Annotated in this window: 13 protein-coding genes; 7 read left to right on the top strand and 6 right to left on the bottom strand. The window is 73.6% G+C overall.

What is annotated here, in order from left to right; genetic code table 11:
• Both HCJ92_RS16620 and HCJ92_RS16615 read right to left on the bottom strand, forming a co-directional pair.
• Nucleotides 1-822: DeoR/GlpR family DNA-binding transcription regulator (locus HCJ92_RS16620; protein WP_476718361.1), on the bottom strand; the 822-nt coding region annotated here is incomplete at its 3' end.
• A gap of 189 nt (nucleotides 823-1,011) precedes the next feature.
• Nucleotides 1,012-2,472, bottom strand: a complete 1,461-nt coding sequence (locus tag HCJ92_RS16615) for an NAD(P)H-quinone dehydrogenase (protein WP_167934388.1) — start codon at nucleotides 2,470-2,472, stop codon at nucleotides 1,012-1,014.
• 102 nt (nucleotides 2,473-2,574) lie between these two features.
• Here HCJ92_RS16615 and HCJ92_RS16610 point away from each other — a divergent pair, with 102 nt between their 5' ends.
• The 3 genes from HCJ92_RS16610 (at nucleotide 2,575) to HCJ92_RS16600 (ending at nucleotide 5,761) form a co-directional block, all read left to right on the top strand.
• A complete protein-coding gene (locus HCJ92_RS16610; RefSeq protein WP_167934387.1) occupies nucleotides 2,575-3,012 on the top strand; it encodes a gamma-glutamylcyclotransferase in 438 nt (145 codons plus the stop codon).
• Nucleotides 3,013-3,269: 257 nt separating this feature from the next.
• Entirely contained in the window at nucleotides 3,270-4,073 is an 804-nt protein-coding gene (locus HCJ92_RS16605) for a purine-nucleoside phosphorylase (RefSeq protein ID WP_167934386.1), read from the top strand.
• The gene (locus HCJ92_RS16600; protein WP_167934385.1) at nucleotides 4,073-5,761 is read left to right on the top strand and encodes a phospho-sugar mutase; all 1,689 of its coding nucleotides are present in this window, start codon (nucleotides 4,073-4,075) and stop codon (nucleotides 5,759-5,761) included. Before HCJ92_RS16605 ends, HCJ92_RS16600 begins: the two co-directional genes overlap by 1 nt.
• A 76-nt stretch (nucleotides 5,762-5,837) precedes the next feature.
• Here the strand turns inward: HCJ92_RS16600 and HCJ92_RS16595 are convergent, their stop codons facing one another.
• The 3 genes from HCJ92_RS16595 to HCJ92_RS16585 form a co-directional block, all read right to left on the bottom strand.
• A complete protein-coding gene (locus HCJ92_RS16595; RefSeq protein WP_167934384.1) occupies nucleotides 5,838-6,689 on the bottom strand; it encodes an alpha/beta fold hydrolase in 852 nt (283 codons plus the stop codon).
• Entirely contained in the window at nucleotides 6,686-7,126 is a 441-nt protein-coding gene (locus tag HCJ92_RS16590; protein WP_167934383.1) for a helix-turn-helix domain-containing protein, read from the bottom strand. Before HCJ92_RS16590 ends, HCJ92_RS16595 begins: the two co-directional genes overlap by 4 nt.
• Before the next feature lie 214 nt (nucleotides 7,127-7,340).
• Complete coding sequence (locus HCJ92_RS16585) at nucleotides 7,341-7,967, bottom strand: PH domain-containing protein (RefSeq protein ID WP_167934382.1); 627 nt, start codon at nucleotides 7,965-7,967, stop codon at nucleotides 7,341-7,343.
• Between the two features lie 135 nt (nucleotides 7,968-8,102).
• Between HCJ92_RS16585 and deoC the strand changes: the two genes are divergently transcribed.
• Genes deoC through HCJ92_RS16570 form a run of 3 tightly spaced genes read left to right on the top strand, consistent with a single transcriptional unit; the run spans nucleotide 8,103 to nucleotide 11,440 of the window.
• On the top strand, nucleotides 8,103-9,068 hold the full coding sequence (gene deoC / locus HCJ92_RS16580; RefSeq protein WP_245240935.1) for a deoxyribose-phosphate aldolase: 966 nt from the start codon (nucleotides 8,103-8,105) through the stop codon (nucleotides 9,066-9,068).
• A gap of 7 nt (nucleotides 9,069-9,075) precedes the next feature.
• Complete coding sequence (locus HCJ92_RS16575; RefSeq protein WP_167934380.1) at nucleotides 9,076-10,554, top strand: aldehyde dehydrogenase family protein; 1,479 nt, start codon at nucleotides 9,076-9,078, stop codon at nucleotides 10,552-10,554.
• Entirely contained in the window at nucleotides 10,544-11,440 is an 897-nt protein-coding gene (locus tag HCJ92_RS16570; RefSeq protein ID WP_167934379.1) for an aldehyde dehydrogenase family protein, read from the top strand. Before HCJ92_RS16575 ends, HCJ92_RS16570 begins: the two co-directional genes overlap by 11 nt.
• 115 nt (nucleotides 11,441-11,555) lie before the next feature.
• Here HCJ92_RS16570 and HCJ92_RS16565 read toward each other — a convergent pair whose 3' ends face one another.
• Complete coding sequence (locus HCJ92_RS16565) at nucleotides 11,556-11,927, bottom strand: hypothetical protein (RefSeq protein ID WP_167934378.1); 372 nt, start codon at nucleotides 11,925-11,927, stop codon at nucleotides 11,556-11,558.
• Nucleotides 11,928-12,044: 117 nt separating this feature from the next.
• Here HCJ92_RS16565 and HCJ92_RS16560 point away from each other — a divergent pair, with 117 nt between their 5' ends.
• A complete protein-coding gene (locus tag HCJ92_RS16560) occupies nucleotides 12,045-12,710 on the top strand; it encodes a uridine kinase family protein (RefSeq protein WP_167934377.1) in 666 nt (221 codons plus the stop codon).
• The last annotated feature ends 270 nt before the right edge of the window (nucleotides 12,711-12,980 follow it).

Raw genomic sequence — 12,980 nt, 5'->3', positions numbered from 1 at the left:
CGGCACCGGGAAGTCCCGGCGGGCCCGCCCCCCGCGGGCGGCCTCGCCGGGAGCGACGGAGATACGGACGCCCTGGTCGGCCAGCGCCTCCAACTGCGCGGCGGCCTCGCTGTCCGGCGCGGGCTGGTCGGTGACGAGGTGGGAGATCATCTCGGTCGGCACGGTCTGGAACATGGTGTCCGCGCCCAGCTTGGACTGGTCGGCGAGGACCACCACCTCCGCCGCGGCGTGGACCAGCGCGCGGTCCACCGAGGCGGAGAGCATGTTCGACGTGGACAGACCGCGCTCGGCGGTCAGCCCCGCACCGGAGATGAAGGCGCGCGACACCCGCAGCCCCTGGAGGGACTGCTCCGCGCCGCTGCCCACCAGGGCGTAGTTGGAGCCGCGGAGGGTGCCGCCGGTCATGACGACCTCGACCCGGTTGGCGTGCGCCAAGGCCTGGGCGACCAGCAGCGAGTTGGTGACGACGGTGAGCCCGGCCACCCGGGCGAGCCGGCGCGCCAGCTCCTGGGTGGTGGTGCCGGCGCCGACGACCACGGCCTCGCCCTCGCCGACGAGACCGGCGGCGGCCTCCGCGATGGCGGCCTTCTCCGCGGACGCGGCGAGGGATCTCTGCGGGAAACCGGCCTCCCGGGTGAACCCGCCGGGCAGGACGGCGCCGCCGTGGCGCCGGTCGAGGAGGCCCTCGGCCTCAAGGATGCGGACGTCGCGTCGCACGGTGACCTCTGAGGTCTGTACGACGCGGGCTAGCTCTCGGAGGGAGACGGCGCCGTTGGCGCGCACCATCTCCAGGATCATTTGGCGACGTTCTGCAGCGAACACGGAACCGACCGTAACGCCAAAGTCCGCCTGGTTTCAGCAGCTTGCGGCAAATCTCCGAAGATGTCATTACCGGACCGTCGCGCGTGGTATAGGGCTGGCGCCGCCACAGAAACGGAGTACCCGGTTCCGGAAACCGCGAACCCCTGCGGCCTGCCACGACAGGCCGCAGGGGTTCGCCGGTGGACCGCGTCAGCCCTCTCCGGCCGCCTTGCGGACCTGGAGCTGACGGGCCACCTCGGCGATCGATCCCGACAGGGACGGGTACACCGTGAACGCCTTTGCGATCTGGTCGACGGTCAGGCTGTTGTCGACCGCGACCGAGATGGGGTGGATCAGCTCGCTGGCGCGGGGCGCGACGACGACGCCGCCCACCACGATCCCGGTGCCCGGCCGGCAGATCAGCTTCACGAAGCCGTCGCGGATGCCCTGCATCTTGGCGCGTGCGTTGCGCAGCAGCGGCAGTTTCACGACCTCCGCGTCGATCCGCCCCGCGTCCACGTCGGCCTGGGTGTAGCCGACGGTCGCGATCTCCGGGTCGGTGAAGATGTTGGCCGAGACGGTCTTCAGGTCCAGCGGGGCCACCGCGCCGCCGAGGACGTGGTACATCGCGATCCGGCCCTGCATCGCCGCGACCGAGGCGAGGGCGAAGACACCGGTGCAGTCACCGGCCGCGTAGACGCCGGGCGCGGTCGTGCGCGAGACCCGGTCGGTCCAGATGTGCCCGGAGTCCTTGAGCCGGACCCCGGCCTCCTCCAGCCCCATGTCGGAGGTGTTCGGCACGGCGCCGACCGCCATCAGGCAGTGCGAGCCGTGGATGACGCGACCGTCCGAGAGTGTCACCCGCACCTGGTCCTCGCCGTCCTCGCCCTTCACCCTTTCGACGGAGGCGGCGCGCGAGCGGGCCATGACGTTCATGCCGCGGCGGCGGAAGACGTCCTCCAGCACAACGGCGGCGTCGGAGTCCTCGCCGGGGAGCACCCGGTCGCGGGAGGAGACCAGCGTCACGCGCGAGCCCAGGGCCTGGTAGGCGCCGGCGAACTCGGCGCCGGTCACACCGGAGCCGACGACGATCAGCTCCGAGGGCAGCTCCGCGAGGTCGTAGACCTGCGTCCAGTTGAGGATGCGCTCGCCGTCGGGCTTGGCGTCCGCCAGCTCGCGGGGGGTGCCGCCGGTGGCGATGAGTACCGCGTCGGCGACCAGCTCGTGCTCCGCGCCGTCCGGCTCGGTCACCGTCACCCGGCGGGCGCCGTCGGGGGCGCGGTCCGGCTCCAGCCGGCCGCGACCGGCGAGGACCGTCACGCCGGACCTCGTCACCGACGCGGTGATGTCGTGGGACTGGGCGAGCGCGAGGCGCTTGACCCGCCGGTTCACCTTGCCGAGGTCCACGCCCACCACCGGCCCGGGGGCGTCGGGGTCGTCCTCGCGGTCCATGACGATGCCCAGCTCCTCGTAGGAGGAGTCGAAGGTCGTCATGACCTCGGCGGTGGCGATGAGCGTCTTCGAGGGCACGCAGTCCGTCAGCACGGAGGCACCGCCGAGCCCGTCGCGGTCGACGATCGTCACCTCCGCCCCGAACTGCGTCGCAGCGAGCGCAGCCTCGTAGCCGCCAGGTCCACCACCGATGATCACGATCCGAGTCACGTACGACAGTCTCTCGCACCGCTCCGGCGATCACCCGCTGGCCCCTCCGAGTGCCGTCCGCCGGGGCGCGTGCCTCCTCCTCCCGGGCGACCGCTCCCGTACTCTCAAACCATGTCGCTCTACGCCGCCTACGCGGGAAACCTCGATGCCCGGCTGATGTCGCGTCGCGCGCCGCACTCCCCGCTGCGGGGTACCGGCTGGCTGACCGACTGGCGCCTCACCTTCGGTGGCGAGCACATGGGGTGGGAGGGAGCGCTGGCCACGATCGCCGAGGCGCCCCGCTCGCAGGTGTTCGTCGCGCTGTACGACATCGCCCCCATGGACGAGGAAAGCATGGACCGCTGGGTGGGTGTCGGCCTCGACATCTACCGCCGGATGCGGGTGCGGGTGGCGACGCTGGAGGGCGACCTCCCCGCCTGGGTCTACGTGCTCAACGGGTACGAGGGCGGGCTGCCCAGCGCCCGCTACCTCGGCGAGATCGCCGACGCGGCCGAGTCGGCGGACGCCCCGCACGACTACGTGATGGAGCTGCGCAAGCGCCCCTGCTGACGACCGGTGCGGCTGCGCGCGCCGGCGCCGAGGGGGCGCCCCCCGACGGGCGTGCGACGCCCCGCCCCGGGCGTGCACGGAACCGGTCGCCGCGCTTCGGCGCGCCCCCGGGCGACCGGCCGGCGACGCTCGGTCGACGCGCGCGACGGGTAGGACCCGGGGGCGTGAGGTTCCGGGGGAAGTTCCGGAACCGGTGTCGCCCACAGTGGCCGACACGGATCTACGCGCGTAGGCGAAAAGCGGTTAGGCTCCCTCCCGTGAACGCTTCAGAGAATGTGGAGAGGGCCGAGGCGGCTGCCGCACGTCTGCGCGAGCTGACCGGTGCGGACAGTCACGACGTGGCTCTGGTGATGGGCTCGGGCTGGGTCCCGGCCGCCGACGCGCTCGGGGAACCCGAAGCGGAGTTCCCCGTCACCGAGCTGCCGGGCTTCCCGCCGCCCGCCGTCCTCGGCCACTCCGGCAAGATCCGCTCCTACCGCACCGCCGGTGGCAAGCGCGCCCTGGTCTTCCTCGGCCGCACCCACTACTACGAGGGCCACGGTGTCGCCGCCGTAGCCCACGGGGTGCGGACCGCGGTCGCCGCGGGATGCAAGGTCGTCGTGCTGACCAACGGCTGCGGCGGGCTGCGACCGGGCATGCGGCCCGGCCAGCCGGTGCTGATCAGCGATCACATCAACCTCACCGCGTCCTCCCCCATCGAGGGCGCGAACTTCGTGGATCTCACCGACCTCTACTCCCCCCGGCTGCGCGCGCTGTGCAAAGAGGTCGAGCCCGACCTGGAGGAGGGCGTCTACGTCCAGTTCACCGGGCCGCACTACGAGACCCCGGCCGAGATCAACATGGTCCGCGCCATCGGAGGCGACCTCGTGGGCATGTCGACCGTGCTGGAGGCCATCGCCGCCCGTGAGGCGGGGGCCGAGGTGCTGGGCGTCTCCCTGGTCACCAACCTTGCCGCGGGCATCACCGGCGAGCCGCTGGACCACGCGGAGGTGCTCCAGGCGGGCCGCGACTCGGCTGTCCGCATGGGCGCCCTGCTCTCCCAGGTACTGGAGCGCATCTGATGGCGGCCGACGACCACGTCGCCGAGTCGGAGGAGCAGCTCAGGGCACGCGCCGCCGCGTGGCTGGCGGAGGACCCCGACACGGAGACCCGTGAGGAGCTGGCGGCGCTGCTCGCCGCCGAGGGACCGGCGGCCCACGAGGAGCTCGCCGCGCGGTTCGCCGGCGACCTGGAGTTCGGCACCGCCGGACTCCGCGCCGAACTGGGCGCCGGCCCGATGCGGATGAACCGCTCCGTGGTGATCCGCACCGCGGCCGGCATCGCTGCCGAGCTGCGGGACCGGCACCCGGAGATCGACCGGCCGCTGGTGGTCGTCGGCTACGACGCCCGGCACCGCAGCGCGGACTTCGCCCGCGACACCGCCGCCGTGATGACCGGCGCGGGGCTCCGGGCGGCGGTGCTGCCCCGGCCCCTGCCGACACCCGTGCTGGCGTTCGCCATCCGCCACCTCGGCGCGGTCGCCGGGATCGCGGTCACCGCGAGCCACAACCCGCCCCGGGACAACGGGTACAAGGTCTACCTCGGGGACGGCAGCCAGATCGTGCCGCCCGCCGACGCCTCCATCGCCGCCCGGATCGCGGCCGTCGGCCCGCTCGCCGGGGTCGCCCGACCGGAGTCGGGTTGGGAGACGCTGGGCGAGGAGATCGTCGACGCCTACCTGGACCGGGCCCCCGCGGTGCTCACCGAGGGCTCGCCCCGGACCGCGTCGGTGCTGTACACGCCGCTCCACGGCGTCGGGCAGCGAGTCCTGGAGTCCGCCTTCACCCAGGCCGGGTTCCCCCCGCCGCTGCCGGTCCCCGAGCAGGCGCTGCCCGACCCGGACTTCCCGACCGTCGCGTTCCCCAACCCGGAGGAGCCCGGCGCGATGGACCTCGCGTTCGCGGCTGCCCGCGCCGCCGCGACCCCGCCGGACCTGGTCGTCGCCAACGACCCGGACGCCGACCGCTGCGCGGTCGCGGTGCCGGACGCGAGCGCGGCGAGCGGCTGGCGGATGCTGCACGGCGACGAGGTGGGGGCGCTGCTGGCGGCACACCTGATCCGCCGTGGCGCCACCGGCACCTTCGCCGCGACCATCGTCTCCTCCTCCCTGGTGGGGAGGATGGCGTCGGCAGCGGGGCTGCCCTACAGGGAGACCCTCACCGGGTTCAAGTGGCTGGGCCGGGTCCCCGGGCTGCGGTTCGCGTACGAGGAGGCGCTCGGCTACTGCGTCGACCCCGAAGCCGTCCGGGACAAGGACGGCATCACGGCGGCGCTGCTGGTCACGGAAGTGGCGAGCGAGCTGAAGGCCGAGGGGCGCACCCTGCCCGAACTGCTCGACGAGCTGGCCGTCGCCCACGGACTGCACCTGACCGATCAGCTCGCGGTGCGGGTCGCGGAGGTCTCGCTGATCACCGACGCCATGGCCCGGCTCCGGGCTACGCCGCCTCGGGAGCTGGCGGGGCTGCCCGTCCTGCGGGTGGACGACCTGTCGACGGGAAGTCCCGAGCTGCCGCCGACGGACGGGCTGCGCTACACGCTCCGCGGCGCCCGCGTCGTGGTCCGGCCCAGCGGTACCGAGCCCAAGCTGAAGTGCTACCTGGAGGCCGTGGTGGAGGTCCCGGACGCCGACGCGGTTCCGGCGGCCCGGATCGAGGCGGCGGGCACGCTCGCGGCGCTCAAGCGGGACCTCGCGGCGGCGCTGGGCATCTGACGCACGGGCGCCGGGCCGGCCCGCGCAGCTCGCGGTCCGGCCCGGCGGTGTCCGGCCAGGCGGTGTCCCGTCCCGGTCAGGCGCGTGCCGGCCTCGTCAGGAAGGCGCGGACGGTCTCCGCCTGGTCCAGGACGGCGTGCCCGGCGAGCGGCAGCACCACGACCTCGGCTCCGGGCACCCGCCTGCGGAACCGGCGGGCGGTCTCCAGGGAGTCGAACATCGCGTCGCGGGCGCCGCACAGGACCAGGGTCGGCATCTCCAACCGCGCCAGCAGTTCGTCCGCGAAGATCGGCAGCTTCTCGGTGCGTGGCTTGAACTCGGACATCACGAAGGAGAGTTCGTCGAGGACCTCGCGGTCGTGGACCGGGTCGAGGCCGGCGACGTCCGCGGCCGAGCGACGCCTCCCCCACTCGCCGAACGGCCGCAGCATCGCCCAGCGCAGCAGCCAGGCGAACCGGGCGGGGCCCACCCCGCCGGGGGCGAGCAGCGCGAGCCGGGAGACGCGGTCGGGGTGCCGCACCGCGAAGTCCAGCGCGGTCCAGCCGCCGAGGGAGGCTCCGACCAGCGCCGGGGCTTCCAGGCCGAGGCCGGCGATGACCTCGGCGAGCCAGCGCGAGGGGGCGTCGGAGTCCAGCGCGGGGCGGTTCGCGGTGCTCAGCCCCGGCTCCCCCGGCAGGTCCACGGCGTAGGTGCGCAGCGCGCGGCTCCACCCCGGTGCGGCGTCCTGCCAGGTCAGGGCGTTGGAGCAGGCACCGTGCAGCAGGACGACCGGTGGCGCCGCCTCCGGCCCGGCGGCGAGCACGAAGGTCTCGCCCTGGCTCGTCGGGATGGTGATCCGCTCCGCCGGTACCGGCCAGGCGTCCAGCGCCGCGCGGTACCGGCGGCGGACCTCCTCCCCACCGAACTGCGTGCGGTAGATCTCGCTCACGACCCCACTACCCCCTCGATGTACTCCAGCATCCGCGCGGTGTCGGCGAGCCCGCCCACCACGATGACCTTCATCCGGCCGCGCGCCGGGTCGTGCACGGTCTCGACCCGCACCTGCTCCTCACCGGGGAGTCTGCTGCGCGCCGCCGCCGTGAGCAGGGTGGAGAGCCGGTCGGCCAGCTCCCGCTCCACACCGTCGAGTTCGACGATGCTGGAGACGTCGGCATGCGCCCGACGTTCCCCCTCGGGGCCCGCCGACGCGGCGATGTCCGGGACGGGCCGCCCGGTGAACCGCTCCAGGTCGCCCTGGGTGACGCGGTACTGCTTGCCGATGCGGACGGCCGGCAGCCGACCGTCGCGGACGTAGTTCCGCACGGTGCGAACGTGCAGACCGAGGTGGTCGGCCACCGCCTGCACCGAGAACAGGTGCTCACTCACAGGATTACCCTAACCGCAGCCATCAAGGGAGCACAACAGGGAAGTTTGCGGAAACTACGGCTGTAAGCGGAGTCGCAGCCGTCAGCGGGAACGACAGGCGGGCGCCGCCCCGCGGCGATCATGGCGCGGGGCGGCGGGGACGGGTTCGGACGATCGGGGTCGGGCGGTCGAGCACGGGGCAGCGCGGACCGGCACGGCGCGACCGCCGCCGGGGTCAGGCGGAGAGCCAGAGGACGAGGACGCCCACGACACCCACGGCGGCCGGGACGATCAGCTCGTACGCCCAGGTGACCGTCACCTGCCCCTCGGCGTCCGGGCGCTCCCGGTTCTGCTCGGCCATCTCCTTGAGCTCGCTGACAGCGGCGTCGGAGGGCGCCGACCGCGGCCCGGTGTCCGTGGTGTTGGCGGTGCCGATACCGAAGGCGCCCTTGGGCTGCTCACCGGCGGCGAGCCGCTGGTTGTGCCGGTTGGCGCGGGAGCGCGCGCGCAGCGAGACGGGGATCGACCACAGCTGGTACCGCACGCCGTCCGCGACCAGTTCGCAGGAGTAGCCTGCGCGCACGGACTCCACCCGGGACCAGGGCGCCACGACGGTACGGAACGGGTTGCGGATCCGGACGCCCGCCTGGTTGGCGAAGACCGCGGGCCGCAGCGAGAAGGCGACGATCAGCGGGGCCATCGCACACACCACGGCCAGCGCGATGAACGGCGACCGACCCGAGCCGCGCACCAGCGCGTCCCCGCCGAGCCAGGCGATCAGGGCGAGGAGCAGTGCCCCTCCCACGATCGCGCCGCTCGATCGGTAGACGCGGTCGGAGTAGTTGTCCGGCTCACTGGTCATGCGCACGATTGTGCCCGACGCCCCCGCACCGCGGCCTGCCGGTCCCGGCGCCGGGGCGCGCCGCGGGGGCGGCCGGCCGAAGCACCCCGGGGGATGACAGTCGGCTACGCGCGTAGATATGCTCCCCTGGTGACCATGCCACCCTCTGTTGCTCCCGCTCTGGCGGACGTGACCGCCTCCGACGCGGCGCTGCGCCGCTTCCTGCACGGGCTGCCCGGGGTCGACGCGGTGGGGCTCGACGCGCGGGCCGCCGCGCTCGGCACCCGCTCGATCAAGACCACGGCCAAGGCGTACGCGATCGATCTGGCGATCTCGATGATCGACCTGACCACCCTGGAGGGCGCCGACACCCCGGGGAAGGTCCGTTCGCTGTGCGCCAAGGGACGCGCCCCGGACCCCTCCGACCGCACCGCGCCCAGCCCCGCCGCCGTCTGCGTGTACCCGGACATGGTCCCGGTCGCCCGCGAGGCGCTGGCCGGGACGGGCGTGCTGGTCGCCTCGGTGGCGACCGCCTTCCCCGCGGGCCGGGCCCCGATCGAGGTCAAGCTCGCCGACGTGCGGGCGGCCGTGGCCGCAGGCGCCGACGAGATCGACATGGTGATCGACCGGGGGGCGTTCCTCTCCGGCCGGTACCTGAAGGTCTTCGAGGAGATCACCGCCGTCCGGGAGAACTGCGCCCGCGCGGGCGGCGGCGCCGCCCGGCTGAAGGTGATCTTCGAGAACGGCGAGCTGGCCACCTACGACAACGTGCGTCGCGCCTCCTGGTTGGCGATGCTCGCGGGCGCGGACTTCATCAAGACCTCCACCGGCAAGGTCGCCGTCAACGCCACCCCGCCGAACACCCTGGTGATGCTGGAGGCGGTCCGCGACTTCCGCGACGCCACCGGCCACCAGGTCGGCGTCAAGCCCGCGGGCGGCATCCGCACCACCAAGGACGCGATCACGTACCTGGTGATGGTGAACGAGACGCTGGGCGACGACTGGCTGAGCCCCCACTGGTTCCGGTTCGGCGCCTCCGGCCTGCTCAACGACCTGCTGATGCAGCGCCAGAAGCTCTCCTCCGGACGCTACTCCGGCCCCGACTACGTGACGGTGGACTGACCCTGCCATGACCAACGAATCCACCCCCGCCACCGGCTCCCCCGCCGCGCCCTCCGGACTGTTCACCTACGCGCCCGCGCCCGAGTCCCGCGCCGTCGTCGACATCGCGCCCTCCTACGGGCTCTTCGTCGACGGCGAGTTCCGCGAGGCGGCCGACGGCGGCGTCATGCCCACGCTCTCCCCGGCCACCGAGGAGAAGCTGTCGGAGGTCGCCCACGCCGGCGCGGCCGACGTGGACGCCGCCGTACGGGCCGCACGGACGGCCTTCACCGGTTGGTCGGCGCTGCCGGGCGCCGAGCGGGCCAAGTACCTCTTCCGCATCGCGCGGATCGTCCAGGAGCGCTCGCGCGAGCTGGCGGTGCTGGAGACCCTGGACAACGGCAAGCCGATCAAGGAGAGCCGCGACGCGGACCTCCCCCTGGTCGCCGCGCACTTCTTCTACTACGCGGGCTGGGCCGACAAGCTCGACCACGCCGGGTTCGGACCGTCCCCCCGCCCGGTGGGTGTCGCGGCGCAGGTCATCCCGTGGAACTTCCCGCTGCTGATGCTGGCGTGGAAGATCGCCCCCGCGCTCGCCTGCGGCAACACCGTCGTCCTCAAGCCGGCCGAGACCACCCCGCTGTCCGCGCTGTTCTTCGCCGACATCTGCCGCCAGGCCGGCCTGCCGCGCGGTGTGGTGAACATCCTGACCGGTGACGGCGCGACCGGCGCCGCGCTGGTGGCGCACGACGGCGTCGACAAGGTCGCCTTCACCGGCTCGACCGCCGTGGGCAAGGAGATCGCCCGCACGGTCGCCGGCACCTCGAAGCGGCTCACCCTGGAACTCGGCGGCAAGGGCGCCAACATCGTCTTCGACGACGCGCCCCTGGACCAGGCCGTCGAGGGCATCGTCAACGGCGTCTTCTTCAACCAGGGGCAGGTGTGCTGCGCCGGTTCGCGGCTGCTGGTCCAGGAGTCGGTGCACGACGAGCTGCTGACCGCGTTGCAGCGGCGGCTGCGTACCCTCCGGGTCGGCGACCCGCTGGACAAGAACACCGACGTCGGCGCCATCAACTCCGCCGAGCAGCTGGCCCGCATCACCGAACTCGCCGAGTCCGGCGAGGCGGAGGGTGCGGAGCGCTGGTCCGCACCCTGCGAACTGCCCTCCCGAGGCTACTGGTTCGCCCCGACGCTCTTCCTCGGCGTCAGCCAGGCGCACCGGGTGGCGCGTGAGGAGATCTTCGGCCCGGTGCTCTCCGTCCTGACCTTCCGGACCCCGGAGGAGGCGGTGGCCAAGGCCAACAACACGCCCTACGGCCTCTCCGCCGGCGTGTGGACGGAGAAGGGCTCGCGCATCCTGGCCGTGGCCGAACGGCTGCGGGCGGGCGTCGTCTGGGCCAATACGTTCAACAAGTTCGACCCGACCTCGCCCTTCGGCGGCTACCGGGAGTCGGGCTTCGGTCGCGAGGGCGGCCGTCACGGGCTGGAGGCCTACCTTGAGCACTGACCGGGTGAACGTGCTGAAGACGTACAAGCTCTACGTGGGCGGCAAGTTCCCGCGATCGGAGAGCGGACGGGTGTACGAGGTGACCGACAGCAAGGGCAACTGGCTCGCCAACGCGCCGCGTTCCTCCCGCAAGGACGCCCGGGACGCGGTGGTGGCCGCCCGCAAGGCGTTCCCCGGCTGGTCCGGTGCCACCGCCTACAACCGGGGCCAGGTCCTCTACCGCGTGGCGGAGATGCTGGAGGGCAGGCGGGAGCAGTTCGCCGCCGAGGTCGCCGCCGCCGAGGGACTCTCCCGCGCCAAGGCCGCCGCCCAGGTCGACGCGGCGATCGACCGGTGGGTCTGGTACGCGGGGTGGTCCGACAAGGTCGCGCAGATCGCCGGTGGGGCGAATCCCGTCGCCGGTCCGTACTTCAACCTCTCCACGCCCGAACCGACCGGCGTCGTCGCCGTGCTCGCCCCCGCCGGCTCCTCGCTGCTGGGGCTGGTCTCGGTGGTGGCGCCCGTGATCGTCACCGGCAACACCGCCGTGGTCGTCGCGGACGAGGCCGCCCCGCTGCCCGCGCTCTCGCTGGCGGAGGTGCTCGCCACCTCGGACGTGCCGGGCGGCGTCGTCAACGTACTCGCGGGCTCGGCGGCGGAGCTGGGGGCGCCCCTCGCCGCCCACCAGGACGTCAACGCCGTCGACCTTGCCGCAACGGCGAGCGATACCGGGCTGGCCACCGAACTGGAGGTTGCGGCGGCCGACAACCTCAAGCGCGTGCTGCGCCCGGCCCCCGCGGGCGACTGGACGGCGGACCCGGGCACCGGCAGAATGCTGGCCTTCCTGGAGACCAAGACGGTGTGGCACCCCACCGGCGGCCTCGGCGCCGCGGGCTCGTCCTACTGACGACGGCACGGCGGCGCGGAGACTTCGGAACCCCCGCCACCCCCGGCCCGCGCACCACGGCGCCCCCGCTCGGATCTCATCGCCCGAGCGGGGGCGCCGTCGCGCGTGGGCCGGGTCAGCGCCCCAGCAGTCCGCCGAGCGCTCCGGCGACCTCCGAGAGGGAGGCGCCTCCGGCGAGCGGCCCGGTGACAAGGTCGGTGCCCACCGGCTGGAAGTCGGCGACCTGGGTCCGCACGGTGTTGCTGAGCGGATCGACCCCGGTGTCGGCCATCGGGTAGAGCTTCACGTCCGCGACGGGGGCGACCACGTACTCCACGGTCTGCACCGGGTCGTAGCCTCCGAGGAGTTGCGGGGCCGCCTGCGCGGTCCCCGCCGACGCGACGGCGGCGCTCCCGGCGACGCCGAGGGCCACAGCGAGGCGGCGCGCGCCCATCGCCTTCGGCCGCGCATGGCGGGCGTGACGGGCATGACGGGCGTGAGAGGGCATGTAGGCACCTGCCGGACGCATCGGGTGAAAAGGCCGTCTCGCAGGGTAGTCGAATGTGGCGATACCGCGACGCTCTCACCGCGTGGCTTCACCCGTTCGGTTGATACGGGACAATGGGTGCCCGTGACTTCCAGCGCCCCCGCCCGCGTGATCCTGCTGACCGGCCCGTCCGGATCGGGCAAGTCCCGGCTCGCCGCCCGCACCGACCTGCCCGTCGTCCGGTTGGACGACTTCTACAAGGACGGCGACGACCCCTCGCTACCGGCGCTGCCCTCCGGCACCGGCACCGACTGGGACTCGCCCGGGTCCTGGAACGGCGATCGCGCCGTACAGGCGCTGCGGGAGCTGTGCGAGCGAGGCGAGGCGGAACTCCCCGAGTACTCGATCGCCCGCAGCGCGCGCACCGGGAGCCACACCCTCGCACTGAACGGCGCGCCACTGGTGGTCGCCGAGGGGATCTTCGCCGCCGAGATCGGCGCGGCCTGCGCCGAACTCGGTCTGCTCGCCGACTCGATCTGCCTCGCCGACCGGCCCACCACCCACTTCCGGCGCCGACTGGCGCGGGACGTGCGGGAGAGCCGCAAGCCGCTGCCGTTCCTGCTGCGTCGTGGCTGGGCACTGCTGCGCGCGGAGCGCTCCATCCTGGCGCGCAACGCCGCGCTGGGGGCGCACTGCTGCGGCCAGCGCGCTGCGCTGCGGCGCATCGGGTCGCTCGCCACCGGGGACGACGTCCGCGCCGTGAACACCGCGGGCTCGGCCGACGGCGAGCGCCTCGCCGCCTGAACGCCCGACCGCCCGAACCAGCCGAACCAGCCGAACCGCCCAAGTCGCCCAAGAACCGCCCGAGCCGTCGGCGTCCTGCGGAGCACGGGTACGCGCCGGGCCGGCAGGGCCACGGACGCACGAGCGGTCCGGCCGAACCCCCCGTCCGGCCGGACCGCTCTCCCCCGTTCGCACCGCGCTTCCCTGGGTGGCGGCTCCCCTGCCACCACCCGCGTCCCGCGGCATGGTTCGGCGGTCGCGGCCTACAGCCGCGACCCGCCTCCCCGTCCC

It is taken from the genome of Streptomyces spiramenti, assembly GCF_012034385.1.
In the GTDB taxonomy this organism is placed as follows: domain Bacteria; phylum Actinomycetota; class Actinomycetes; order Streptomycetales; family Streptomycetaceae; genus Streptomyces; species Streptomyces spiramenti.
The sequence above is the reverse complement of the archived record's forward strand: the minus strand, read 5'-3'. Positions and strand labels throughout refer to the sequence as shown.

Bases quoted from the DNA above. Each gene is read 5' to 3' on its own strand.
- HCJ92_RS16610 (WP_167934387.1), top strand. From the start codon at position 2,575: ATGTCGCTCTACGCCGCCTACGCGGGAAACCTCGATGCCCGGCTGATG.
- HCJ92_RS16600 (WP_167934385.1), top strand. From the start codon at position 4,073: ATGGCGGCCGACGACCACGTCGCCGAGTCGGAGGAGCAGCTCAGGGCA.
- HCJ92_RS16585 (WP_167934382.1), bottom strand. From the start codon at position 7,967: ATGACCAGTGAGCCGGACAACTACTCCGACCGCGTCTACCGATCGAGC.
- deoC (WP_245240935.1), top strand. From the start codon at position 8,103: ATGCCACCCTCTGTTGCTCCCGCTCTGGCGGACGTGACCGCCTCCGAC.
- HCJ92_RS16575 (WP_167934380.1), top strand. From the start codon at position 9,076: ATGACCAACGAATCCACCCCCGCCACCGGCTCCCCCGCCGCGCCCTCC.
- HCJ92_RS16565 (WP_167934378.1), bottom strand. From the start codon at position 11,927: ATGCCCTCTCACGCCCGTCATGCCCGTCACGCCCGCCATGCGCGGCCG.